This window comes from Bradyrhizobium ottawaense (assembly GCF_002278135.3).
Taxonomy (GTDB): Bacteria; Pseudomonadota; Alphaproteobacteria; order Rhizobiales; family Xanthobacteraceae; genus Bradyrhizobium; species Bradyrhizobium ottawaense.
The window spans coordinates 8,291,196-8,314,505 of record NZ_CP029425.2; the positions used below are offsets into that span (position 1 = coordinate 8,291,196).

A 23,310-nucleotide genomic window follows, 5' to 3' on the forward strand; every position below is an offset into this window, starting at 1 on the left:
TGCAGCGGTTCTGATCCCAAGAGTCCTCTTGTACCGGCGTAAACGTTCGGGCGTCAGTCACGCGCCCGGCGAGCCTTAAGGGATTCTGACGGCACGGGTTTTTGAAGGCTTAGGCAATCGCTGCGAGGCCCCAGGATGGCGGCGCGTAGCGAGGGAAAGGGTGCAATGACGGTTTTGACCTGGTCCGACGATCGCGTCGAGCAGCTGAAAAAGCTCTGGGAGGCCGGACTTTCGGCCAGCCAGATCGCAGCTGAACTCGGCAATGTGACCCGCAATGCCGTGATCGGCAAAGTGCACAGGCTCGGTCTGTCCGGCCGTGCCAAGAGCCCTTCATCGGCAGCGCCCCGGCCGCGCAAGGCGCGTCCCGCGCAGCACATGATGCGGGTGACCCGCCCCATTGCGCGCGGCAACACCGCGCTGGCGCAGGCCTTCGAGGTCGAGGTGGAGGCCGAACCGGTCACCTACGACAACGTGGTGCCGATGAGCCAGCGGCTGTCGCTGCTCGAGCTGAACGAGGCCACCTGCCATTGGCCGGTCGGCGATCCCTCCAGCCCCGATTTCTTCTTCTGCGGCGGCAGGGCGCTGTCCGGCCTGCCCTACTGCGCCCAGCACTCGCGCGTCGCGTATCAGCCGGCGGCGGATCGCCGGCGTGCCCCGGCAAAGCCGGGTCCGCGGTGAGTGGATTTAGCTGATCGCAAAGACGGCAGCCGTCACACGACGGCGCCTCAACCAACTCGGTGTCATCCCCGCGAACGCGGGGATCCATAACCATAGGGCGCTGTTGTTGCGCGAGATGGTCACTCCGAGTCTTCGCCAAACCACTGCCTGTGGTTATGGGTCCATGCTTTCGCAGGGACGACACCGGAGAATGTGGCGGCAGCCCACCAAACCCCAACGCCTGCAAACCTTACGTCTGCTCCGCCTTCGCGAAGCGATCGTCGAGCGCGTAGCCGGCGCCGCGGACGGTGCGGATCGGGTCCTGCTCGCGGCCGAGATTGAGCAGCTTGCGCAGGCGGCCGATATGGACGTCGACGGTGCGCTCGTCGATGTAGATGTCGCGGCCCCAGACGCTGTCGAGCAGCTGCTCGCGCGAGAACACGCGGCCCGGATGCTCCAGGAAGAACTCCAGCAGGCGATATTCGGTCGGACCGAGATCGATCGGCCGGCCCGAGCGCGCCACGCGACGCTTGTCGCGGTCGAGCTCGATGTCGCCATAGGCCAGCACTGTCGCGAGTCGCTCAGGACTGGCGCGGCGAAGCAGGCCCTTCACGCGCGCCAAGAGCTCTGGCACCGAGAACGGCTTGACGATGTAGTCGTCGGCGCCGGTCGCAAGTCCCCGCACCCGCTCGCTCTCCTCGCCGCGCGCGGTGAGCATGATGATCGGCAGCTGCTTGGTGTCGGGCCGGGTCCGCAGGCGCCGGCACAGCTCGATGCCCGACAGGCCCGGCAGCATCCAGTCGAGCACGATCAGGTCCGGGATGTGCTCCTTGAGGCGGGTGTCGGCGTCGTCGCCGCGCATGACCGTCTCGACGTCATAGCCGTCGCCTTCGAGGTTGTAGCGAAGCAGCTCGGTGAGAGCTTCCTCGTCCTCAACCACCATAATGCGTGCGCCCATCGGGTCGTCGCTCCTTGAGTCTTCAGGTATTCGGGACCGTCGTGGCGAAGGTGGTCATGTCGCCCTTCGGCCGCTTGTCGGTGATCGCCTGGCCTTCGATCATGTAGAACACGGTCTCGGCGATGTTGGTGGCGTGGTCGCCGATCCGCTCGATGTTCTTGGCGCAGAACATCAGATGGATGCAGAACGAGATGTTGCGCGGATCCTCCATCATGTAGGTGAGGAGCTCGCGGAACAGCGAGGTGCAGATCGCGTCGACTTCCTCGTCGCCCTTCCACACCGCCATCGCCGCCGGCAGATCATGTGCGGCATAGGCGTCCAGCACCGACTTGACCTGCTGCTGCACGAGGTCGGTCATGTGCTCCAGGCCGCGGAACAGTTTCAGCGGATGGAAGTCGGTCTCCAGCGCGGCGACGCGCTTGCCCATGTTCTTGGCGAGGTCGCCGATGCGCTCGAGGTCGGTCGCAACGCGCATGGCGCCGACGATCTCGCGCAAATCCACCGCCATCGGCTGGCGGCGGGCGATGGTGAGCACGGCGCGTTCCTCGATGCGCTTCTGCAGCGCGTCGAGCTCGGCGTCGATGGCGACGACGCGCTGGCCGAGCGCGACGTCGCGGCGGATCAGCGCGCCGACGGAATCGACGATCATGCGCTCGGCGATGCCGCCCATCTCGGCGACCAGGCGGGTGAGCTCCTGGAGGTCGGTGTCGAAAGCTTTTGCGGTATGTTCAGTACCCATGTCGCGTCTCCTCAGCCGAACCGGCCGGTAATGTAATCCTGCGTGCGCCGGTCGCTCGGCGACGTGAAGATCTTGCTGGTGTCGTCGAACTCGATCAGCTCGCCGAGATACATGAAGGCGGTCTTGTCGGAGACGCGCGCCGCCTGCTGCATGTTGTGCGTGACGATCGCGATCGTGTAGTTCTCGGACAGCTCCTGGATCAGCTCCTCGACCTTGGCGGTCGAGATCGGATCGAGCGCCGAGCAGGGCTCGTCGAACAGAATCACCTCGGGCCGCACCGCGACGGTGCGGGCGATGCACAGGCGCTGCTGCTGGCCGCCGGAGAGCGACAGGCCGGAGGCGTTGAGCTTGTCCTTGACCTCGTTCCACAGCGCGCCGCCGCGCAGCGCCTTCTCGACGCGGTCGTCCATCTCGGACTTCGAGATCTTCTCGTAGAGGCGGATGCCGAAGGCGATGTTCTCGTAGATCGTCATCGGGAACGGCGTCGGCTTCTGGAACACCATGCCGACCCGGGCGCGCAGCAGATTGAGGTCGAGCCTGGGGTCGAGGATGTTGGTCTGGTCCAGCATGAGCTGGCCGGTGGCGCGCTGGCCCGGATAGAGGTCGTACATCCGGTTGAAGATGCGCAGCAGGGTCGACTTGCCGCAGCCCGACGGGCCGATGAACGCCGTGACACGGTTGGCGCCCAGCGTCAGGTTGATGTTCTTCAGCGCGTGGTGCTCGCCGTAATAGAAATTGAGATTGCGCACCGTCACCTTGGCCGGAGCTTCCGGCAGCGGCTGCGAGGCCAGATGAGCGTTGGAACTCATGGATACGGACAGGTCGGTCATTTTGCAGTCCTCTCGGCGCCGAGGATGCGCGCGCCAATGTTCAGGGCAAGCACGGTGAGCGTGATCAGCAGCGCGCCGCTCCAGGCGAGCTGCTTCCAATAGGCGTAGGGGCTCTGGACGAAGTTGTTGATGGTGACCGGCAAATTGGCCATCGTCTTGTTCAGGCCGAGGCTGAAGAACTGGTTCGACAGCGCGGTGAAGAGCAGCGGCGCGGTCTCGCCGGCGACACGGGCGGTGGCGAGCAGCACGCCGGTGATGAGGCCCGACCGGGCCGCACGATAGGCGATACGCTTGATCACCAGCGAGCGCGGCAGGCCGAGCGCCGAGGCCGCCTCGCGCAGCGGACTCGGCACCAGCAGCAGCATGTCCTCGGTGGTGCGCAGCACGACCGGGATCACGATGACGGCGAGCGCCAGCGCGCCCGCGATCGCGGAGAAGCCACGCATCGGCACCACCACCGCGCCATAGATGAACAGGCCGATGATGATCGAGGGCGCCGAGAGCAGGATGTCGTTGATGAAGCGGATCACCGAGGTCAGCCGGTCGTTGCGGCCGTATTCGGCAAGGTAGGTGCCGGCGAACAGGCCGAGCGGCGCGCCGATGCCGACGCCGATCAACGTCATGATGATCGAACCGACGATCGCGTTGCGCAGGCCGCCCTCGGTCGAACCCGGCGGCGGCGTATCCGCGACGAAGATCTCAAGATTGAGGCCGGCCAGGCCGTTGAAGAGCAGCGTGATCAGGATCAGCGCGAGCCAGGTGACGCCGAAGGCGGCCGCGGCGAAGCAGAGCCCGCGGATGACGATGTCCTTGCGGCGACGACGCGAATAGATCGGATTGAGCGCCATGACGTTACTTCCCCGCCTTCTTGTCCAGCCGCATCAGCATCAGCCGCGCTGCGGCCAGCACGAAGAACGTCAGCACGAACAGCAAGAGGCCGAGCAGGATCAGGCCGGACTGGTGCAGGCCGTCGCTCTCGGCGAATTCGGATGCGATCGCCGCCGAGATCGTGGTGCCCGGCGCGAAGATCGATGAGGAGATGCGGAACGAGTTGCCGATGATGAAGGTCACCGCCATGGTCTCGCCGAGGGCGCGGCCCAGCGCCAGCATGACGCCGCCGATGATGCCGACGCGGGTGTAGGGGATCACCACGCTGCGGACGACTTCCCAGGTGGTGCAGCCGACGCCGTAGGCGGCCTCCTTCAGCACCGGCGGCACCGTCTTGAACACGTCGACCGAGATCGAGGTGATGAAGGGCAGCACCATGATGGCGAGGATCAGCGCGGCGTTGAACGTGCTGAGATAGGACGGCGGACCTGCGAAGATCGCGCCCAGCACGGGCACGCCGTCGAATATTCTGATCATGAAGGGCTGGAAGGTGTTGGCCAGGAACGGGCCCAGCACGAAGAAGCCCCACATGCCGTAGATGATCGAGGGAATGCCGGCGAGCAGCTCGATCGCCATGCCGATCGGGCGGCGCAGCCATTGCGGGCAGAGCTCGGTGAGGAAGATCGCAATGCCGAGACCGACGGGAATGGCGATCAGCATGGCGATGAAGGAGGTGACGAGCGTGCCGTACATCGGCCCGAGCGCGCCGAGCACGGGCGGATCGGCCGACGGCGCCCAGCGCTGCGTCCACAGGAAGGAGAAGCCGTATTCCTTCATCGCCGGGAACGCGCCGACGATCAGCGAGACGATGATGCCACCGAGAATGAGGAGCACCGAGATCGCGGACAGCCGCGTGATCCAGTAGAAGGTGACGTCGCCGAGCTTGAACGCGCTCAAGGCCTTGGCGCGGTCATACGGTCCGGCGTCGTCGATTACATCGCTCTGAACGGCCATCTCTGCCACGCCGATCCCCTGTGCCCGTTATATACGCTTGTTGTCAGTCTTTTTGTCGGTCTCGCGCTCCGGACGCGGCGCACGCCGATCCGGAGCGGAAGTCTCGCGGGTCCCGGCGCGGCGTCCGGGACAGGAGCACCTTAGCTCTTGATCTCGGCAGCCCAGGTCTTCTCGATCAGGGTCACGACGCCCTCGGGCATCGGGATGTAGTCGAGCTCTTCAGCCGCCTTGCCGCCGCTCTTGAAGGCCCAGCGGAAGAACTTGATGGCTTCCTGCGAGGCCGCCTTGTCGGTGGCGTCCTTGTGCATGAGGATGAAGGTCGCCGCCGTGATCGGCCAGGACTTCTCGCCGGGCTGGTCGGTCAGGATGACGTAGTAGCCGGGCGCCTTGGCCCAGTCGGCGTTGGAGGCGGCCGCCTGGAAGGCTTCGACGGTCGGCTGCACCGGCTTGCCGGCCTTGTTGACGAGACCGGTGTAGGTCAGCTTGTTCTGCTTGGCATAGGCGTACTCGACGTAACCGATCGAGTTCTTGGTCTGGCTGATGTTGCCCGACACGCCTTCGTTGCCCTTGGCGCCGACGCCGACCGGCCACTCGACCGCGGTGCCCTCACCGACCTTGCTCTTCCAGTCCGCGCTGGCCTTGGCGAGATAGTTGGTGAAGTTGAAGGTGGTGCCCGAGCCGTCCGAGCGGCGGACCACGGTGATGGCTTCCGAAGGCAGCTTCACGTTCGGATTGAGCTTCTTGATCGCGGCGTCGTCCCACTTGGTGATCTTGCCGAGATAGATGCTGGCGAGCGTCTCGCCGTCGAACACCATCTCGCCGGGCTTCACGCCCTCGAGGTTGACGACGGGGACGATGGCCCCCATCACCATCGGCCACTGCACGAGGCCGTCCTTCTCGAGCTGCTCGGCCTTGAGCGGCGCGTCGCTGGCGCCGAAGGTCACGGTCTTGGCCTGGATCTGCTTGATGCCGCCGCCGGAACCGATCGACTGGTAGTTCAGACCGTTGCCGGTCTCCTTCTTGTAGGCGTCAGCCCATTTGGAATAGATCGGGAACGGGAACGTGGCGCCGGCGCCGGTGATGTCGGCAGCAAAGGCCGCTGTCGCCGATGCGGCGACCAAGCCGGCAGCGACGATCGTCTTGAGGAAATTCATGCTGGTCTCCATACAGGGGAGCGAAGCGCCATCAGCGCCCGATCGCGCTCCCCGCGCCGCCCCTTTAGGAGCGGTCGGCTGTGCTTTTACGAAGGTTTCGTGACAGTCGGATGACACCCTCAAGCGATTGGAATCGCTTGAGTTCTAGATCTAAACTAAAGTCTTGGCCTGGGGAAAACAGGCGGTGAAAGTGGCGCCCTGCCGGGGCACACTTTCGATCAAAAGCCGGCCGCGATGGCGGTTAAGAATATGTTTCACCAGCGATAATCCGAGCCCGGTGCCGCCCTGCGAGCGGCTGTCGCCGACGTCGACCCGGTAGAACCTCTCGGTCAGCCGCGGCAGGTGCTCGGGCGCGATGCCGGGGCCGAAATCGCGGACCATGATCCGGATTTCCTGAGTTCCATCAGTGGCTGCGGCTGAGGTCAGCGACACGATGACGCGTCCGCCGGAGGCACCGTATTTGAGCGCGTTCTCGATCAAATTCTCGAACAGGCGGAGCAGCTCCTCGCGGTCGCCCGCGATCATCACCGGACTATCCGGCAGATGGATCTCGACCTCGACCTGGCGCTCGCGCGCCAGCGGCTCGAGCCCGTCGGCGACCTGGCGGATGATCGGCAGCAAATCGACCAGGGTGTCGGGCCGGACATGGGCCGACAGCTCGACCCGCGACAGCGACAACAGATCCTCGATCAGGCGCGCCATGCGGGTGGCCTGGTTGTGCATGATGCCGAGGAAGCGCTCGCGCGCCTTGGGATCGTCCTTGGCCTGGCCCTGCAGCGTGTCGATGAAGCCCGACAGCGCGGCCAGCGGCGTGCGCAGCTCGTGGCTGGCATTGGCGACGAAGTCGGCGCGCATCTCCTCGACCCGGCGCAGCGGCGTCTGGTCGTGGAAGGTCATCAGCATGCATTTGTCGGCGCCGCCGAAGCTGGTCGGCACCGGCACCGGCGTGATCATGAGCTCCATCCAGCGATCGACCGGGACGTGGTCGAGATAGGTCGCGCGCCGCGGCTCGGTGGTCGCGATCGCTTCGCGCAGCGCCGTGATGATCTCCGGCGAGCGCAGCGCGAACTGGGCGAGCTCGTTCCGGCGCAGCGCCGGCGCGAGCTGGGCGGCGGCGGCGTTGAGGTGGATGACGCGGCCGGCGCGGTCGAGCAGCACCGCCGGATCCGGCATGCCGGCGACGACGGCGGCCACCGCCGCGCTCTCGACCGGGTTGATGCGCCTGACGTCGTCGCGCGACGCGGCGGGATCGTGCAGCCGCCACGGGATCAGCGCGGCCGCCGCGATACAGAGGAACACGATGGCGGCGTGCAGCGCCGACAATTCGCCGAGCGAGACGACGACGGACAGCGCCAGCGCCGCGGCGATCAGGATCACGGTCGAATGCCGCAGCCGGTCGGACCAGGGCTGCGCGGAGGGAGAAGATGGGGCGTCGATCGCCATCGGGGCGGACTTCTCCTGGGGCTTGTCTGAAGGCCTGTCCAAATAAGGCTTGGCGCCGTCAGGCACCGCTGTCGCTGCGCTCTCTCACATAAGCGGCTTCACGCGCCGGGCCGGGGTCGAGCTTGAGCGCCGCCTGCTGCAAGCGCTTCGATCGTGCGCCGATGATAACTTCGCGAAACGTCAGCAAGATTACAGATATGACGAAGGGCGACAGATAATAGAGGACGCGGAACAGCAGCATGCCGCCCAGAAGTTCCTCGCGATCCATCTGCCAGAGACCGACCAGCATGGCGGCGTCGAACACCCCGAGCCCGCCGGGCGAGTGGCTGGCGAAGCCGAGCAGGGTGGCCGAGACGAAGATCACCGCGACCACCACGAAGCCGAGATTGGGCTCGTCGGGGACCAGCACATACATCGCGAGCGCGCAGAAACCGAGATCGACGATGCCGATCGCGATCTGCAGCAGCGTCAGCGGGCCGCCCGGCAGCACCACGGTCCAGGGCCCGCGGCCGACCACGCGCGGCTGGGTCCAGACCCAGACCACATAGCCGACCAGCCCGACGATGATCATCAGTGCCAGCGCCCGGTTCAGCCAGGGCGGCAGCTGGTCGATCGAGGCGGCTGCCTCCGGATGATAGGAGATGCCGAGGCCGAGCACGGCGGCATTGCCGAGCCAGAAGGTCAGGCCGGCGAGGAAGCAGATCTTCGCGACGTCGATCGCGTTCAGCCCGTAGGCCGAATAGATGCGATAGCGCACCGCACCGCCGGTGAAGACGGATGCCCCGACATTGTGGCCGATCGAATAGCTGGTGAAGGCCGCGAGCGCGTTGATGCGATAGGGCACATGGGCATGGCCGATCGCGCGCACGGCGAACAGGTCGTAGAAGGTCAGGGTGAAATAGCCCGCGGTGACGAACAGCGCCGCCATCGCGATCTGGGTCGGCTCGGTGCTCTTGATCGCTTCGAGGACTTCGTTGAAATCGATGCCTCGCAGCATGTGGTAGAGCACATAGCAAGCGATGCCGATGACCGCGACGCTGATCACAACGCCAAGCTTATGCAGGACTTGCTTCTGGCGCAGAAACGACATCGCCCTGCGTATGGCTTCCAGCATCTAGACCTCGAACAACGCTTCAGCGGCCAGGGTGGCCGGCGAACAGGCGGACGACGCACAGGCACTCAACGAACCCTCGCCGCCGGCTCCGGTATCGCGCATGCCCCCCTGCCCTCCACTAGCGCGTTTTGGGGCGGAGTGGAATTCGCCAATTCGAACAAAAACACGTGCATTCAATATTTTAGGCAGGGTTGCGGGCTCCTGATGCACGGTTTGGCGCCTTCGGCGGCAGGACTTGAGGCGAATCTCCATGGCGATCCTGCGCAGGCGCCATGAAGTTTTGATGATTTCGGCCGCACAATGTTCCTGCACGCCTTAAGCCGACGTCAATCTATGGACCGCGTCAATCTATGGACCGCGCCGGCCCGTTGAAAGAGGGGGCAATCCCGGCGTCGTTCACGGGGTGTCCGATGCGCCGGAAGGTCGCGGGCCCCGGGCGCGGCCTCAAGGCGCGGTCAAATAGCCGCGACCATAGGCTCCGGCCTGGTCTTCGAAGATCGCCATGGCCGTGGTCATCCGCCTGAAGCCCAGGCGTTCGTAAAATCCTTCCTTGCCCGGGACGGCGTAGAGGATGACCTTGCGATGGCCGCGGCAACGCACAAGCAAACGCTCGATAATGTCGCGGCCGAGACCTCGCCCCTGGCGGTCCGGGTGCACCGCGATGTCACAGAGATAGGCGCAGTCGCGGCCGTCGGCCAGGACGCGTCCCACCCCCACGATGCGACCATCCTCATTGGCGAAGGCGCGAAACATGCTGTTGCCGAACACCAGCGCGAGATCGGCCGGCGCCTTGTTGCCGAGCGGCGCGATGCGATAGAGTTCGGATAGCTCATCCCAGTCGATCCCGGCGAGATCGTCGGCCCAGACAATCGACATCGCGAAGACCCTCCCCGGCTCAGTCCCGCGCGGCGGTGACGGCAGCGACGATTTCGTCGCCGTCAGGAAAATGTCCTTTGCTGCGGCTGGCGACGATCCGGTCACCGAGCTTGACCTGGAAGACGCCACCCTTGCCGGGGACGAGATCGGATTCCAGCCCTAGCTGCCGGCGCAGCGCCACGGCCGCCTCTTTGGCACGCTTCTCGTAGCCGCACGGCCGGCAATAGATGATGGTTACGTCGGACATCTCGTCCTCCTTCAGGCCGCAAGCTGGGGACGCACCGCTTCAATGCCGGCGATCCAGCCGGCAACGGAACGACCGATCGCGTCGGGGTGGTCTTCCTGGAGATAGTGCAGGCCGGGCCCGAGGCGGACAAGCGCGCAGTGCTTCAGCGAGGCAGCGAACGTCTCGGCAAATTCGGGGGCGACGATGGCGCCCGGCTCGCCTGCGAACAGCAGCTTCGGATATGCGGACGCCTTGAGCGACGCATGAGCCGATCGAAGCGCTTCATAGACGTCGGCGGGCTCGCCGGCGATTGGCAATTCCCGAGGCAAGGCAAGCACGGGACGGCGGCTGTCCGGGGTCGGAAAGGGCGCGCGATAAGGCGCCATCTCGTCGTCGCTCAAGGTGCGCATGATACCGCCCGGCAGCACGCGTTCGACGAAGGCGTTCGCCTCCAGGATCATGGCCTCTCCGTCGCCTTGCGTCCTGAACTTGCGGAAAGTCTGGCGCGCAGTTTCGGCCTGGTGGAAATCCTGCCAGGTCGGCATCGGCCGGATGAACTCCATGAAGGCGAGGCCGCGCACGAAGGCCGGCCGGCGCGCCGCGAGATGAAATGCGAGCGCCGTGCCCCAATCCTGCGCAACGAGATAGGCTGAGCTGATGCCGAGTTCCTCGATCAGCGCGTCGAGATAGCGGACGTGGTCGAAGAAGCGGTAGGCTATGTCGGGCTTGCCGGACCGGCCGAAGCCGATGAGATCGGGCGCGATGCAGCGCGCCACAGGCGCCACCAGCGGCAGGATGTTTCGCCAGATATACGACGACGTCGGATTACCGTGAAGGAAGAGCGCGACCGGCGCATCCTGCGCACCTGTGTCGCGATACGCCATCGTGCTTCCCAGCACGGAAGCGCTTCGGATCTGGATCTCGGCTTGCTGGCTCATGTCGGCTCCTTGAAGACGGTCTTGAATGCGATGGACTTGAAACGCTCGAGCGGCTTGGACGTGCGGTCGACCTTCATGCGCAGGATCGCGCCCTGCCAGGACGCGAGCAGGAAGTCGGCAAGCTCCTCCGGCTCGAATTCGGAATCGATCTCGCCGCTTCTCTGCGCCTCGCTGATGCAGGCAGCGAAGGGCATGCGCCATTCGGCAAAGATTTCGGCAAGGCGGGTGCGCAGCATCTCGCTGCTGCCGCCCGCTTCCAGGCTGAGATCGCCGATCAGGCAGCCGCGTCCGTAGCCGTCGGCTTCGAGCCGTCCGGTGATGATGTCGAGATAGCGTTTGAGCCGCGCCCGCGGGGTCAGCGATGCGTCTTCAAGAGCCTCCGCGACCAATCCCTTCGTGATCTCGAAATAGCGATCGAGCACCTCGGAGGCGAACGCTTCCTTGGAGCGAAAATGATTGGTGAAGGACCCCTGCGGGGCGCCTGCCGCAGTGGTGACATCGCGCACGCTGGTGCCGTGATAGCCGGTCCGGAACATGACCTTGAGACCGGCGTCGAGGATGGCGTCTTTGAGTGAGGGTTTGGGCATGGAGTAATAATACGTACGTACGTATTATTGTCAAGCGCAGCGTTTGACGTCTCTCTCGACGACGTGTCCGAACAGAAAGGGGCCTGGCGGCGGAGCTTCAGCCGGTCCGCATGCTGCGCGAGACTACGCGGTCGCGCAGCCAGGCGCCGATGGTGCAGCCGACCAGGTAGCAGGCGAACATGATCAGGCCGAGGTCGAGCCAGTAGCCGAAGCGGCCGGGGACGACGCGTGCGAACGAGGCCGCGACCAGGGCGGCAGCAAGCGCGGCGAGCCAGCGCGCCGTCACCTTCGAGGTGCCGTTGCCGCGCTGGACCACCGAGATCCAGCCCATGCAAAAGCCCAGCAGCAGCGAGCCGATCAGCCAGCCCAGATGGAACGAGACGAGATAGGGCATCGTCACCTCACCAGGAATTCGATACGGCGGTTCTGCGCCTTGCCTTCGTCGGTGTCGTTGCCGGCGAGCGGCTGCGTGCTGCCATGGCCGACCGCGGTGAAGCGGCTGGCGGGCAGGCCGGCCTTGACCAGATAGTCGATCACCGCCTGTGCGCGCTTCTCGGAGAGAGCCCGGTTGAAGCCGTCCTCGCCGTCGGCATCGGTATGCCCGGCCACCTCGACATTGGTGGTCGGGCAGCGCAGCGCCGTCTCGATCAGATGATCGAGGATGGCGGCGGAATCCGGATCGATGTCGGCCCGCTTGGCTGCGAAGCGGATCTTGCCCTTGGCCAGGAGCTCGGAGAACAATTGCTGGCACACGGTGCCGTCGACCGGGCCTGCCGCCGGTTTCACGGTGATCTCCGGCTTGTACTGCCAGTTTTTCGGGAAGTCCTTGCCGAGGCCTGCGCGGATGTCGTTGGCCGCGCCCTCGTAGAGCGCATCGCCCGACAGCTTCACCTCGCGGTCGGAGACGACGAGCGTGCCGGTCGACAGTCGCGACAGTGCGCCGAGGGCTGCGATCACCGCGGTGTTGAAGGAGCCGGGCGCACCGATGCTGGCCTTGAGATTGTCGACGACCTTTTCGGTGAAGAATTTTCGCGCGGCGCTGGTGGCGATCGCCGCGTGGATGGTGTTGTCGGGAACATAGCCGGTCAGCGTCACGGTCGCGGCGACCGGATCCTTGTAGGCCTGGAAGATATAGGGCGGCGCCTTGACGTCGTTGGCGGCAATCGAAAAGCCCTCGGGCAGGTTCTTCAGCGCGGCCACGATCGCCTCGCGGCCACCGAGATCGCGCGCCATGCCCGACAGATTGACCTTGGTGTCCGTGATCGTGATCTTGCCGTCCTTCAGCTTGCCGATCTGGTCCAGCAACAGCGTCGCTGCGGCCTCGAACCGCGGCGGCGCACCGCGCGCCAGCCCCATCTGGTCGGCCACTTCGACGCCGCCGACCTCCTTGCGGGCCGCCTCGGTCAGCCGGCCCTTCATCGACGGCAAGGGCGCGGAGCCTGACAGCGTCACCCGCACCACGTCGCGCTCGGCGTTCCAGACGAAGGGCTTGGCCTCGGGAACAAGGCGGGTCCGGTCGTCGACCAGGCGGACGCCGGGGACGGTCTCGACCGCCATCACGGCATCCCGCCGCCCCTCCTCGGAGAAGGCGTCCGCGGCCAGGCTGACATCGCGGCCATCGACCGCGATCCGGGTCTTGTCCAGAACGGTATCTTTCAGCGCAGCCGAGCTGCGCGCCGACAGGTCGGCTTCGACCGGTAAGGTATTATTCCAGGCCGCAAATCCCCACATGACGGCCAAGGGGATCAGCCCCGGCCACCATTTGCTGGCCCACGTAAAAAGCTTCTTCATTCGACGACCCGAACTCTGGAACCGGAGACAAAACAAACCCTTGGCAGGCTGTCAAACCGGAAATGGTGCCCTTGCGAAGGCCCCACCCGGACAATCGGAATAACTTTTTCTTCAAGGGTTCTTCCGTAAGTTGAAAGCGGAATGCCAGAGTCCGCCAGCGGGTCATGAAACAACTGCGTAACAACGTCATCCGCGCCGGGCTGGGAGCACTCTATTTCAGCGGGGCGCACCACCTGCTGCGCCCGCTTTTGTCGGGCGTCGGCGCCATTTTCATGCTGCACCACGTGCGCCCGGCCCGCGAGGCCGCGTTCCAGCCGAACCGGCATCTCGAAGTCACCCCCGAATTCCTGCGCGCGACGCTGTGCCATCTGCGCTCGCGCGACATCGACATCGTCAGCATGGACGAGCTGCATGAGCGGCTGGTGCAGGGCCGGTTCGACCGCCGCTTCGCCGCCTTCACCCTCGATGACGGCTATCGCGATAATCTGGACTATGCGCTGCCCGTGCTGCGCGAATTTGACGCGCCTCTGGCGGTCTATGTCGCGAGCGATTTTGCCGAGGGCACTGGACGGCTGTGGTGGGCGGCGCTGGAGGCCGTGATCGCCAAGACCGAGCAAGTCGACGTCAGAGTAGGCCATTCCGCGCTGCGGCTCGATGCGACGACCCCCGCGGCCAAGCAGGCAACGTTCGACCGCCTGCACGACTGGCTGCGCGCACTACCGGGCGAGCACGATCTGGCGCGAGAGATCGAGGCGCTCTGCACGACATACGACGTCGACATGGAAGCGCTGTGCCGCAGCCTCTGCCTGTCCTGGGCCGAGGTGAAGAGCTTTGCCGCCGATCCGCTGGTCACGATCGGCGCGCATAGCGTCAGCCATTGCAACCTCGCCAAGCTGGCCGAAGACGTCGCCGCGCAGGAGATCGCCACGAGCCGCGCACGGATCGAGCAGGCGCTGCAGCGGCCCGTGCTGCATCTCGCCTATCCCTATGGCGACCGCGAGGCCGCGGGGATGCGCGAATTCGGCCTTGCTGCAACGGCGGGTTTCAAGACCGCGGTAACGACGCGGCCCGGCATGCTGTTCGCCGACAATGCCGCCCACATGACGGCGCTGCCGCGCGTCTCGCTCAACGGCAACTACCAGGACGCGCGAATCCTGCCGGTGCTGACCTCTGGCGCCGCGACCGCGATGTGGAACGGTTTCCGCCGGATCGCGGCGGCGTAGCCGCTGCAATCTCCGCTGTCGTCCCGGACAAGCGCGCCCAAAGCGCGCGCCGATCCGGGACCCATACCGCATGATCCATCGATTGCGGTTGGTAGACGTACCGAACAACCAATCTTCGCCAAACATCTCCCTGTGGTTATGGATCCCGGATCTGCGCTTACGCTTGTCCGGGACGACACCGAGTAGGTTGGACCGCCGTCGCGCCACACTCCCATCTCCTCCACGCGCGGCCTTCCTTGACTCCCCTTCCCTCCCCGCCCAAAACATTGCCAACCCAGGGAGGCATCATGTTCAACGATCTGTTCTCGCTCAAAGGCCGCGTCGCGCTGGTGACCGGCGGCTCGCGCGGCATCGGCAAGATGATCGCGGCGGGATATCTCAGCGCCGGCGCTGCGAAGGTCTACATCACCGCGCGCAAGGCGGGGCCGTGCGAGGCCACCGCCAAGGAGCTCACTGCGCAATATGACGGCGAGTGCATCGCGCTGCCGATCGACATCTCGACTGTCGAAGGCTGCGACAGGCTCGCCGGCGAGATCATCAAGCTGGAGCCGAAGCTCGACATCCTCGTCAACAATGCGGGTGCTGCCTGGGGCGCGGAGTTCGACGAATTCCCCGAAAGCGGCTGGGACAAGGTGATGGACCTCAACGTCAAGTCGCTGTTCTTCCTGACCAAGGCGCTGGCCAAGCCACTGCGCGCGGCTGCAAGTCCGGAACGTCCGGCCAAGGTGATCAACATCGCCTCGGTCGACGGCATCTTCGTCAATCCGAGCGAGACCTATTCCTACGCCGCCAGCAAGGCCGCCGTGATCCACCTGACCCGGCGCATGGCGACGAAATTGATCAAGGACAACATCAACGTCACCGCGATCGCGCCGGGCGCGTTCAAATCCGACATGAACCGGGCCGCGCGCGACCATTCGGAAGAAGTCGCAAAGCGCATTCCGGCGCGTCGGATCGGGACCGACGAGGACATGGCGGGGCTGGCGATCTATCTCGCCTCGCGTGCGGGTGACTACGTGGTCGGTAACACCATCGCCGTCGATGGCGGCGTGGTGTATGCGAATGCCGGGCTGGAGATCGCGGGGTAGCAGAACCGGGGGGACCAAGCGAGAGAGTGCGCTAGCTGATAGATGCGACGCACTCACCCCATATTTAGTGTCGTCCCGGACAAGCGAGCAAAGCGAGAGCAGATCCGGGATCCATAACCACAGGGAGGAGTTTGGCGCAGACTCGTGGTTGCCTGCTCGCGCTAGGACCTCGCCCTGTGGTTATGGGTCCCGGATCTGCACAAACGCCCGGCAACGCTATGCGTTGCCGGGCGTGTGCTTGTCCGGGATGACAGTTGAGGATGAGGCCGCGCCTACGACTCGATCTTCACGTATTCGAAATCGCCGGGCTTGTTGTCGATGCCGACCTTCGGCGGCGAAATCCACGAGGCGAACTTGCCGCTCTCGGTGACGGGCTGCATCAGGGAGGTGATGAAGTCGCCGTCGGCGGTCGAGGGCAGCCATTCGTCCTTGCGCTTCGCCCAGGTGGCGTCGTCGATCAACAAACCGTCGGGCGTCGCGTGCACGTCCTTGAACTCGCCGATGTGGCGGTGGAAGGCGACGTTGGGCAAGGTCAGCTTGAAGTCGTAGCCCGCGGTCGAGATCACCTTGTTCCAGCGCAGCATGCCCTTGACGCAATCCTGGCTGTAATCGTCGCGCAGGCGCATGTTGAGCGCGGTCAGCGCCGGCTCGTCGACCAGCTTGATCTCGCCGTTGATGAACTTCAGCACGGGATAGGTGGCGTTCTTGAGCTGGTGATCGTCCTCGATCTGGGTCTCGTGATAGCGGCCCTTGATGCCGGCGTTGAAGGCGTTGGCTGCGTTGGTCGAGACCTCCGAGCCAAACAGATCGAGCGACAGCGTATAGTGCAGGTTCAGCTTCTTCTGGATGGTCGGAAGATCGATCACCCCGAGCGCGCGGACTTTCGCGATGTCGGTGGGATCGGTGACGCCGGCCTCGCGCATCGCATCGCAGGTGCGCTGCACGACGCGGGTGATGCCGGTCTCGCCGACGAACATGTGGTGCGCTTCTTCCGTGAGCATGAAGCGGCAGGTGCGCGACAGCGGATCGAAGCCGGACTGCGCGAGGCTGTGCAGCTGCATCTTGCCGTCGCGGTCGGTGAAATAGGTGAACATGAAGAAGGACAGCCAGTCCGGCGTCGCCTCGTTGAAGGCGCCCAGCATGCGCGGGGCATCAGCATCGCCGGAGCGGCGGCGCAGCAAATCATCTGCTTCCTCACGGCCGTCGCGGCCGAAATATTTCTGCAGCAGATAGACCATCGCCCAGAGGTGGCGGCCTTCCTCGACATTGACCTGGAACAGGTTGCGCATGTCGTAGAGCGAGGGCGCGGTCTTGCCGAGATGACGCTGCTGCTCGACCGAGGCCGGCTCGGTGTCGCCCTGGATCACGATCAGACGGCGCAGCATGGCGCGATGCTCGCCCGGGACTTCCTGCCAGGCCGGCTCGCCATAATGCTCGCCGAACGGCACGACGCGGTTCTCTTCCTGCGGGGCAAGTAGAATGCCCCAGCGATAGTCGGGCATGCGGACGTAGTCGAACTTGGCCCAGCCGCGCGGATCGACCGAATAGGCGGTGCGCAAATACACCAGCGACTCCTGGAAACCTTCCGGCCCCATGTCGCTCCACCAGTCCATGTAGCCGGGATGCCAGCCCTCGAGCGCTTTGAGCACTTGGCGATCTTCGGCGAGATTGACGTTGTTCGGAATCTTGGTCGAGTAGTCGACGTTCATGATGTTCATGGCCGTGCTCCTTGTTTCTTGTCCCGGACGCTGCGCAACGCGAAGCGGTGCGCTGCTGAGCCGGGACCCATTGTCTCGTCCGTCTGGGTCCCGGTTCTGCGCAGCGTCACTTCGTGCCGCAGCGCGCCCGGGACACGAAAGTCGTTACACCCGCGTCATATCGAATTTCGGCTTCTGCCCGCTGCCGTAGCGGCGCAGCGCGCCTTCCTCGCCGACGGCGTTCGGGCGCTGGAAGATCCAGTTCTGCCACGCGGTCAGGCGCGAGAAGATTTTCGATTCCATCGTCTCCGGGCCGACGAAGCGCAGGCTGGCTTCCATGCCGGTGAGGCTGTCCGGCGAGAAGCTGGCGCGCTCCTCCAGGAACACGCGGACCTCGTCGTCCCAGTCGATGTCGTCGAGCGCGAAGGTGACGAGGCCGAGCTCCTCGGCCTGCTCGGCATCGAGCGCGGTGCCCATCGTGGCTTCGGCGCGCTCCACATCCGACGGATCGGCCTGGAAGCGCGACTCCAGCCGCGTCAGGCCGTGGCTCATCGGATACGGGCCGAAATTCATGGCGGAGAGCTCGATCGACGGCGGCGGACGGTTGTCGCCCTGGCGCGTGCCGATCAGCATGTAGGAGCGATCGGCGGCGAAGACGAGTTCGGCCAAGGTGCCGGCAAAGCAGGAGCCGGGCTCGACCAGCGTCACCAGCGTGCGCGAGGTGACGTCGATGCGCTTGAGCACGCGCTTCCAATAGTGGCGGATTTCGTTGACCAGCCAGTGCGCCTTGTTGGCTTCGAGGAAGGCGTCGTGCGCGAGCACATGAGCGCGGTCGCCATGGCTCTTGAACACCAGCATGGCGATCTCGAGCTCGTTGATGCGCAAGTGCAGGATGGCGTCGTCGAGCTCACGCGCGACCTGGAGCGGCCAGAACGACGCGCCTAGCGCCATCATGCCGTCGATATCGGCGGGTGCTGCGGCCTCCGGCGCCTTGATGGAGATGGTGGCGATGCGGGCCGTGCGGTCGATATCGACGGTGACGAAGCCGTAGCGGATGCTGGTCGCGTCGATCGCGCGCTTGAGCTGTGTCAGCGCGATGCCCTTGCCGCTGCCCTTGCGCTTCGAGGCCGCAGCGAACTCCCTGGCACGCTCGGCGATCTTGCCTTCGAGCTTCGAGTTCGGCGCGATCTCGTCGACGAGGCGCCATTGCACGGCGCGCTTGCCCTTCACGCCCTCCTCGATGGTGCAGAAAAAGTCAGCATGGTCGCGGCGCACCTTGCGCTTGTCGACCACGCGGGTGAGGCCACCGGTGCCCGGCAGCACCGCGAGCAGCGGCACTTCGGGCAGCGCCACCGAGGAAGCGCCATCGTCGGCGAGGATGATGTGGTCGGTCGCAAGCGCCAGCTCATAACCGCCGCCGGCGGCCGAGCCGTTCACCACGGTGATGAAGCGCTGGCCGGAATTCTCGGACGAATCCTCCATGCCGTTGCGGGTCTCGTTGGTGAACTTGCAGAAGTTCACCTTGTGGGCATGGGTGGAGCCCGCGAGCATGCGGATGTTGGCGCCGGCGCAGAACACCCGGTTCTTGGCCGAGCGCATCACCACGACCTTCACCTCGGGGTGCTCGAAGCGCAGCCGCTGGACCGCATCCGCCAGCTCGATGTCGACGCCGAGATCGTAGGAGTTGAGCTTGAGCAGATAGCCCTCGAACAGGCCGCCATTCTCGTCGACGTCCATGGTCAGCGTCGCGACGTCACCCTCGACCGCGAGCTTCCAGTGCCGGTAGCGGGACGGTTCGGTCTGGAAATCGATGAATGTCGCGCCGCCTGCGAGGCGCCGATCTTCCCCGGCCATGGGCCACCCTTGAGCTCGTTTTGGTTTACCGTTAGATGCACAATAGTGCATCTTTTTCGATGCGTCTAGCCCTTAACCGCCGGCGCATGCACTTTGTTTCATACAGTCGACCAGGACCGCACAATCGCGCCAAGCGCGATCCAGTCGGCCTTCGCGAGCCGCGGGCGGCCGATCTTGGCCTGGAGCAGCGCCACCAGGGCCGCGACCGGAAAGCTCTCGACGAAGCCGTCGCCGCCGCTGGCGACCTTGCGCGCGCTCAACCCGCGCAGCTCGGTCAGTGCGTCACCGAACAGGCGCGCGGCCGAATGCGCCTTCTGCATGCGCAAACGCAGATTGGCATTGGCGATGTGGATGCAAGGCACGCAGCAGGATGCGCTCGCGGCCGCCTTGCGGCGCGGCGGCCCACACCGCCTCCAGCACCTCCTGCGATTCCCAGAAATCGCCGCGGTCGTTGAGCGCGAGCCCGTAGCGCAACGCCGGATGACGCGCCGGCACATAGCCGCGAAAGGCCGATGGCACCAGCGCCTTGGCCAAGCGAAGCGTTTCGTCATCGGCCTCGACGGCGCCGGTCTCGCCCGGCACATAGGCCCATTGCGGCCAGGGCAATTGGCCGGTCACATGTGAAGGCACATTCATGGGTGTGCCTCCGCATAATCATGCGGCGCGTACCCCGAGTCCCTGATCGTCGCGCAGGGCCGCGTTTGCAAATTGCTCAATCGCGTCAAGCGTCGCCCCCGGCGCTTCACGATGCGGGGAATGGCCCGCGTCTGAAATGACTTTAAAATCTATCGGACAGTAACACTCTTCCTGCGCAATTTCGACCTGACGCAATGTCCCATATTGGTCGCCAGCACCTTGCAGGACCATGATGGGTACGCGGATATAGGCCAGGTATTCCGAGATGTCCCAGTCGCGGAATTTCGGATCGAGCCAGGCGCCGTTCCAGCCGTAGAAGGCGTTGTCGACGTCCTTGTGCCAGCGCGCCAGCTTGGCCTTCAGGTCCGTGGTCTCGAAGCTGGTCTTGATCTCCGCGATGGATTTCACCGAGATGTCCTCGACGATGAAATGCGGCGCGATCAGCACGAGGCCGCTCAGGCGGTGGTCCTGATGCGCGCCCGCATAGATCGTTGCGATCGAGGCGCCGTCGGAATGGCCGAGCAGCAGGCCGCGCTTGAAGCCGATCGCATCGAGCAGCTTCGGCAGCACGTCCAGCGCCTCGCGCTGCATATAGTCCAGCGGCCGCGGCAATTTCACCGGGCTCGACTGGCCGTAGCCGGAGCGCGAATAGGCGAAGATGCCGGCACCGGTGGCTTGCTGCAGCTTCTCGGGAAAATCGCCCCAGAGTCCGACCGAGCCGAGCCCTTCGTGCAGCATGACGATGGTCGGCGCGTCCGCGGCCTCAGGCGCGAGCCATTTGTATTCGAGGCTGGCGCCGTCGACGCTGAGGAAGCCGGTGGGGGTGAGGTTGGTCATCTCTGCGCTCTTCTCTCTCCGTCGTCATGCCCGGGCTTGACCCGGGCATCCACGTCTTTCCTCGTACGCGGCGACGCGTGGATGGCCGGGACAAGCCCGGCCATGACGGCTGTGGCTAATTCGCCCCATCCCGCAACTTGAACCGCTGGATCTTGCCTGTCGCCGTCTTCGGCAAGGACTCCACCACGTCGATCCAGCGCGGATATTTCCACGGGCCGATCTTCTGCTTGACGTGCTCCTTCAGCATTTCCTGAAGATCGCTCGTCGTCGCGCCCGGCCGCAGCACGACGAAGGCTTTTGGCTTCAACAGCCCTTCCGGATCGGCCTCGGGCACGACGGCGGCCTCCAGCACGGCGGGATGCGTGATCAGCGCGCTCTCGACCTCGAACGGCGAGACCCAGATGCCGGAGACCTTGAACATGTCGTCGGCGCGGCCGCAGAAGGTGTAGCGGCCGTCCGCGTCGCGGACATATTTGTCGCCGGTGCGGGTCCACGGTCCCTCAAAAGTGCGGCGGCTCTTGTGGCGCTGGTTCCAGTAGCCCTCGCCGGCCGAGGGCGCATCGACCAGGAGCTCGCCGACCTCGCCGTCGGCAACATCTTGCCCGGCCTCATTGACGAGCCGCACCGCATAGCCCGGCACCGGCTTGCCGGAGGAGCCGTATTTGATATCGCCGGGCGCGTTCGACAGGAAGATGTGCAAGAGCTCGGTCGAGCCGACGCCGTCGAGGATGTCGACGCCGAAGCGCGCCTTCCAGCTGGTGCCAACGGATTCCGGCAGCGCCTCGCCGGCCGAGGTGCAGATGCGCAAGGCGCCGCCGCCACGCTCGGCCTTCATGGTCTCGTCGTTGAGCATCGCCGCGAACAAGGTCGGCACGCCGTAGAAGATCGACGGCTTGTAGCGGTTCATCAGGTCGAACATCCGCGCCGGCGTCGGCCGTTCGCTGTTGAGGATCACGCTGGCGCCGACCGACATCGGGAAGGTCAGCGCGTTGCCGAGCCCATAGGCGAAGAACAGCTTGGCGGCGGAGAGACACACATCGCTCTCGCGGATGCCGAGCACCTGTTTGGCGTAGGTGTCGGCGGTCGCCTGCAAATTGGAATGGATATGGCGCACGCCCTTGGGCATGCCGGTCGAGCCGGACGAATAGAGCCAGAACGCCGGCTCATCCGGATGCGTCGCGGCGGTGGTGAACTGATCACTCTCGCCCGCGAGCTCCTCGGCGAGCTGCTTGTGGCCGTTCTGCTTGGCGCCGGACACAACGACATGCTCGAGATCGGGCATGCGGCCGACGACGTCCTTGATGACAGGGTAGAGCGCCTCGGAGACGAACAGCACGCGCGCACGGCAGTCGGCGAGGATGTAGGCGTACTGGTCCGCGGTCAGCAGCGTGTTGAGCGGCACCGGCACGATGCCGGCGCGGATCGCGCCCAGGAACACCACCGGGAAATCGACGGTGTCCAGCATGATCATCGCGACGCGCTCCTCGCGGCGGACGCCGAGCCGGCGCAGCATGTTGGCGGCGCGTCGGCTCTCGCGCTGAAGCTCGCCATAGGTGAGCCGCGAGACGGTGTCGTCGAAGGCCAGCTTGTTGCCCCGGCCCTCCTCGACGTTGCGGTCGAGCAGCCAGGTCACCGCGTTATAGGATCCCTCGCTCACGGACTTCTCCCCCGAATTTAGAATTATAATTCATAGAAAGACACCGCGGCGGCTTGCTGTCAATGCTAGCAGGCATTATGTTTCATTAAAATGCGCCGCAGGACACCCTTCAAAGAGACATCCCTTAAAGAAGGCTCATGACCGACAGTCCCGACGCAGAATCCCGATTTCTCGAACAGCTCGGCCAGCGCGTGCGCACCATGCGCGCGCTGCGCGGCATGTCGCGCAAGGTGCTCGCCAAGGTATCAGGAATCTCGGAGCGCTACATCGCGCAGCTCGAAAGCGGCAAGGGCAATGTCTCCATCGTGCTCTTGCGCCGTGTCTCCGACGCGATGGGCGCGCATCTCGAAGATCTGCTTCCCTCCGCCGATCCGACACCGGACTGGCAGATGTTTCGCGACCTGCTGCGCAAGGCCACGCCTGCCCAGATCGCGCAGGCAAAAGATCTGCTCGCCGGCGGCAGCGCCTCGGCGCCGCGGCGCGCGCCGTTCTGCGGCATCGCGCTGATCGGCCTGCGCGGCGCCGGCAAGTCGACGCTCGGGCGCATGCTGGCGAAGAAAGTTGGCTGGAGTTTTGTGGAGCTCAACAAGGAGATCGAGCAGCAGAACGGGCTCTCGGTCGCCGAGATCATCGCGCTGTACGGCCAGGAAGGCTTTCGCCGCATGGAGCAGGCGGCGCTTCAGCAGCTGCTCGCGCGCAACGAGCTGATGGTGCTGGCGACCGGCGGCGGCATCGTCTCCGAGCCTTTGACCTTCGACCAGATCCTGACCTCGTTCTACACGATCTGGCTGAAGGCCGAGCCCGAGGAGCACATGGCCCGCGTCCGTCGCCAGGGCGACCTGCGCCCGATGGCCGACGACCGCTCCGCGATGGCGGAGCTGCGCAACATCCTGCTCAGCCGCGAGCCGCTATACTCGCGCGCGACGGCGGTGGTGGACACGGCAGGTCTCAGCGTGGATGCGGCCGCCGCACGGCTGATCGATGCGGTGCGCCCGGTGCTGCAGAACGAAGCCCGCAGCTTCGGGCTGCGCAGCGTGGCGCTGTAGGGCGATTGGATCTCGCTGGAGCTACACTCTCCGCTGTCGTCCCTGCGAAAGCAGGGACCCATACCGCGTGATCTATCGGTAGCGCGCGCCGCCAATCCCGAACGACCAGTCTTCGCC

At 65.2% G+C, this 23,310-nt stretch carries 24 protein-coding genes; 4 read left to right on the top strand and 20 right to left on the bottom strand.

From position 1 onward, the window contains the following. Positions 1-165: 165 nt before the first annotated feature. Positions 166-678 (top strand): GcrA family cell cycle regulator, encoded by a 513-nt coding sequence (locus CIT37_RS38795; RefSeq protein ID WP_028139786.1) that lies wholly within the window; start codon positions 166-168, stop codon positions 676-678. Between the two features lie 229 nt (positions 679-907). Here CIT37_RS38795 and phoB read toward each other — a convergent pair whose 3' ends face one another. From phoB to CIT37_RS38865, 14 genes are all read right to left on the bottom strand, one after another. Beyond that, positions 908-1,615 (bottom strand): phosphate regulon transcriptional regulator PhoB, encoded by a 708-nt coding sequence (gene phoB, locus CIT37_RS38800; protein ID WP_018316913.1) that lies wholly within the window; start codon positions 1,613-1,615, stop codon positions 908-910. A 22-nt stretch (positions 1,616-1,637) separates the two neighbouring features. Beyond that, positions 1,638-2,354 (bottom strand): phosphate signaling complex protein PhoU, encoded by a 717-nt coding sequence (phoU, locus tag CIT37_RS38805; protein ID WP_028139785.1) that lies wholly within the window; start codon positions 2,352-2,354, stop codon positions 1,638-1,640. Between the two features lie 11 nt (positions 2,355-2,365). Next, entirely contained in the window at positions 2,366-3,184 is an 819-nt protein-coding gene (pstB, locus tag CIT37_RS38810) for a phosphate ABC transporter ATP-binding protein PstB (protein ID WP_028139784.1), read from the bottom strand. Beyond that, positions 3,181-4,032, bottom strand: coding sequence for a phosphate ABC transporter permease PstA (gene pstA / locus CIT37_RS38815; RefSeq protein ID WP_095425037.1), 852 nt, complete (start codon positions 4,030-4,032; stop codon positions 3,181-3,183). The genes pstB and pstA overlap by 4 nt, the downstream gene beginning before the upstream one ends. Before the next feature lie 4 nt (positions 4,033-4,036). Then, positions 4,037-5,026: a phosphate ABC transporter permease subunit PstC gene (gene pstC, locus CIT37_RS38820; RefSeq protein WP_026201750.1), complete on the bottom strand. Its 990-nt coding sequence runs from the start codon at positions 5,024-5,026 to the stop codon at positions 4,037-4,039. 140 nt (positions 5,027-5,166) lie between these two features. Continuing rightward, positions 5,167-6,180 (bottom strand): phosphate ABC transporter substrate-binding protein PstS, encoded by a 1,014-nt coding sequence (gene pstS, locus CIT37_RS38825; protein ID WP_028139782.1) that lies wholly within the window; start codon positions 6,178-6,180, stop codon positions 5,167-5,169. A gap of 150 nt (positions 6,181-6,330) precedes the next feature. Then, positions 6,331-7,623, bottom strand: a complete 1,293-nt coding sequence (locus CIT37_RS38830; RefSeq protein WP_095425036.1) for an ATP-binding protein — start codon at positions 7,621-7,623, stop codon at positions 6,331-6,333. 58 nt (positions 7,624-7,681) lie between these two features. Beyond that, entirely contained in the window at positions 7,682-8,737 is a 1,056-nt protein-coding gene (locus CIT37_RS38835; RefSeq protein ID WP_028139780.1) for a putative bifunctional lysylphosphatidylglycerol flippase/synthetase, read from the bottom strand. Between the two features lie 444 nt (positions 8,738-9,181). After that, positions 9,182-9,613 (bottom strand): GNAT family N-acetyltransferase, encoded by a 432-nt coding sequence (locus CIT37_RS38840; RefSeq protein WP_095425035.1) that lies wholly within the window; start codon positions 9,611-9,613, stop codon positions 9,182-9,184. A gap of 19 nt (positions 9,614-9,632) precedes the next feature. After that, positions 9,633-9,860, bottom strand: coding sequence for an Rdx family protein (locus CIT37_RS38845; protein ID WP_038946905.1), 228 nt, complete (start codon positions 9,858-9,860; stop codon positions 9,633-9,635). 11 nt (positions 9,861-9,871) lie between these two features. After that, complete coding sequence (locus CIT37_RS38850; protein ID WP_095425034.1) at positions 9,872-10,777, bottom strand: haloalkane dehalogenase; 906 nt, start codon at positions 10,775-10,777, stop codon at positions 9,872-9,874. Continuing rightward, positions 10,774-11,364 carry a TetR/AcrR family transcriptional regulator gene (locus CIT37_RS38855; protein WP_095425033.1) on the bottom strand — a complete coding sequence of 197 codons (591 nt, stop codon included), beginning with the start codon at positions 11,362-11,364 and terminating at the stop codon, positions 10,774-10,776. Before CIT37_RS38855 ends, CIT37_RS38850 begins: the two co-directional genes overlap by 4 nt. A 97-nt stretch (positions 11,365-11,461) precedes the next feature. After that, positions 11,462-11,758 (bottom strand): hypothetical protein, encoded by a 297-nt coding sequence (locus CIT37_RS38860; RefSeq protein WP_028139775.1) that lies wholly within the window; start codon positions 11,756-11,758, stop codon positions 11,462-11,464. Between the two features lie 2 nt (positions 11,759-11,760). Continuing rightward, the gene (locus CIT37_RS38865; protein WP_028139774.1) at positions 11,761-13,155 is read right to left on the bottom strand and encodes an OmpA family protein; all 1,395 of its coding nucleotides are present in this window, start codon (positions 13,153-13,155) and stop codon (positions 11,761-11,763) included. A 164-nt stretch (positions 13,156-13,319) separates the two neighbouring features. Here CIT37_RS38865 and CIT37_RS38870 point away from each other — a divergent pair, with 164 nt between their 5' ends. Then, entirely contained in the window at positions 13,320-14,378 is a 1,059-nt protein-coding gene (locus CIT37_RS38870) for a polysaccharide deacetylase family protein (RefSeq protein ID WP_028139773.1), read from the top strand. 287 nt (positions 14,379-14,665) lie between these two features. Beyond that, a complete protein-coding gene (locus tag CIT37_RS38875; protein ID WP_038946902.1) occupies positions 14,666-15,466 on the top strand; it encodes an SDR family NAD(P)-dependent oxidoreductase in 801 nt (266 codons plus the stop codon). A 272-nt stretch (positions 15,467-15,738) separates the two neighbouring features. On the opposite strand, the gene boxB is transcribed toward CIT37_RS38875, so the two are convergent. From boxB to CIT37_RS38905, 6 genes are all read right to left on the bottom strand, one after another. After that, entirely contained in the window at positions 15,739-17,175 is a 1,437-nt protein-coding gene (gene boxB, locus CIT37_RS38880; RefSeq protein WP_095425087.1) for a benzoyl-CoA 2,3-epoxidase subunit BoxB, read from the bottom strand. 153 nt (positions 17,176-17,328) lie between these two features. Beyond that, entirely contained in the window at positions 17,329-19,017 is a 1,689-nt protein-coding gene (gene boxC / locus CIT37_RS38885) for a 2,3-epoxybenzoyl-CoA dihydrolase (protein ID WP_038946900.1), read from the bottom strand. A gap of 98 nt (positions 19,018-19,115) precedes the next feature. Further along, positions 19,116-19,337: a hypothetical protein gene (locus CIT37_RS38890; RefSeq protein ID WP_244611338.1), complete on the bottom strand. Its 222-nt coding sequence runs from the start codon at positions 19,335-19,337 to the stop codon at positions 19,116-19,118. Beyond that, on the bottom strand, positions 19,300-19,653 hold the full coding sequence (locus tag CIT37_RS38895; RefSeq protein ID WP_244611339.1) for a DUF309 domain-containing protein: 354 nt from the start codon (positions 19,651-19,653) through the stop codon (positions 19,300-19,302). The genes CIT37_RS38890 and CIT37_RS38895 overlap by 38 nt, the downstream gene beginning before the upstream one ends. Positions 19,654-19,671: 18 nt before the next feature. Continuing rightward, positions 19,672-20,490 (bottom strand): alpha/beta fold hydrolase, encoded by an 819-nt coding sequence (locus CIT37_RS38900; RefSeq protein WP_095425032.1) that lies wholly within the window; start codon positions 20,488-20,490, stop codon positions 19,672-19,674. A gap of 115 nt (positions 20,491-20,605) precedes the next feature. Continuing rightward, the gene (locus CIT37_RS38905) at positions 20,606-22,147 is read right to left on the bottom strand and encodes a benzoate-CoA ligase family protein (RefSeq protein ID WP_095425031.1); all 1,542 of its coding nucleotides are present in this window, start codon (positions 22,145-22,147) and stop codon (positions 20,606-20,608) included. A 137-nt stretch (positions 22,148-22,284) separates the two neighbouring features. On the opposite strand from CIT37_RS38905, the gene CIT37_RS38910 reads away from it, so the two are divergent. Next, complete coding sequence (locus tag CIT37_RS38910; RefSeq protein WP_095425030.1) at positions 22,285-23,193, top strand: helix-turn-helix transcriptional regulator; 909 nt, start codon at positions 22,285-22,287, stop codon at positions 23,191-23,193. Positions 23,194-23,310 lie beyond the last annotated feature (117 nt).

Coding starts and splice junctions, on each gene's coding strand:
- CIT37_RS38855 (WP_095425033.1), bottom strand. CDS start 11,364: ATGCCCAAACCCTCACTCAAAGACGCCATCCTCGACGCCGGTCTCAAG.
- phoB (WP_018316913.1), bottom strand. CDS start 1,615: ATGGGCGCACGCATTATGGTGGTTGAGGACGAGGAAGCTCTCACCGAG.
- CIT37_RS38845 (WP_038946905.1), bottom strand. CDS start 9,860: ATGTCCGACGTAACCATCATCTATTGCCGGCCGTGCGGCTACGAGAAG.
- pstC (WP_026201750.1), bottom strand. CDS start 5,026: ATGGCCGTTCAGAGCGATGTAATCGACGACGCCGGACCGTATGACCGC.
- CIT37_RS38860 (WP_028139775.1), bottom strand. CDS start 11,758: ATGCCCTATCTCGTCTCGTTCCATCTGGGCTGGCTGATCGGCTCGCTG.
- boxB (WP_095425087.1), bottom strand. CDS start 17,175: ATGAACGTCGACTACTCGACCAAGATTCCGAACAACGTCAATCTCGCC.
- pstB (WP_028139784.1), bottom strand. CDS start 3,184: ATGACCGACCTGTCCGTATCCATGAGTTCCAACGCTCATCTGGCCTCG.
- CIT37_RS38895 (WP_244611339.1), bottom strand. CDS start 19,653: ATGAATGTGCCTTCACATGTGACCGGCCAATTGCCCTGGCCGCAATGG.
- CIT37_RS38870 (WP_028139773.1), top strand. CDS start 13,320: ATGAAACAACTGCGTAACAACGTCATCCGCGCCGGGCTGGGAGCACTC.
- CIT37_RS38890 (WP_244611338.1), bottom strand. CDS start 19,337: ATGCAGAAGGCGCATTCGGCCGCGCGCCTGTTCGGTGACGCACTGACC.
- CIT37_RS38910 (WP_095425030.1), top strand. CDS start 22,285: ATGACCGACAGTCCCGACGCAGAATCCCGATTTCTCGAACAGCTCGGC.
- CIT37_RS38875 (WP_038946902.1), top strand. CDS start 14,666: ATGTTCAACGATCTGTTCTCGCTCAAAGGCCGCGTCGCGCTGGTGACC.
- phoU (WP_028139785.1), bottom strand. CDS start 2,354: ATGGGTACTGAACATACCGCAAAAGCTTTCGACACCGACCTCCAGGAG.
- boxC (WP_038946900.1), bottom strand. CDS start 19,017: ATGGCCGGGGAAGATCGGCGCCTCGCAGGCGGCGCGACATTCATCGAT.
- CIT37_RS38865 (WP_028139774.1), bottom strand. CDS start 13,155: ATGAAGAAGCTTTTTACGTGGGCCAGCAAATGGTGGCCGGGGCTGATC.
- CIT37_RS38795 (WP_028139786.1), top strand. CDS start 166: ATGACGGTTTTGACCTGGTCCGACGATCGCGTCGAGCAGCTGAAAAAG.
- CIT37_RS38850 (WP_095425034.1), bottom strand. CDS start 10,777: ATGAGCCAGCAAGCCGAGATCCAGATCCGAAGCGCTTCCGTGCTGGGA.
- CIT37_RS38835 (WP_028139780.1), bottom strand. CDS start 8,737: ATGCTGGAAGCCATACGCAGGGCGATGTCGTTTCTGCGCCAGAAGCAA.
- pstS (WP_028139782.1), bottom strand. CDS start 6,180: ATGAATTTCCTCAAGACGATCGTCGCTGCCGGCTTGGTCGCCGCATCG.
- CIT37_RS38830 (WP_095425036.1), bottom strand. CDS start 7,623: ATGGCGATCGACGCCCCATCTTCTCCCTCCGCGCAGCCCTGGTCCGAC.
- pstA (WP_095425037.1), bottom strand. CDS start 4,032: ATGGCGCTCAATCCGATCTATTCGCGTCGTCGCCGCAAGGACATCGTC.
- CIT37_RS38840 (WP_095425035.1), bottom strand. CDS start 9,613: ATGTCGATTGTCTGGGCCGACGATCTCGCCGGGATCGACTGGGATGAG.
- CIT37_RS38900 (WP_095425032.1), bottom strand. CDS start 20,490: ATGACCAACCTCACCCCCACCGGCTTCCTCAGCGTCGACGGCGCCAGC.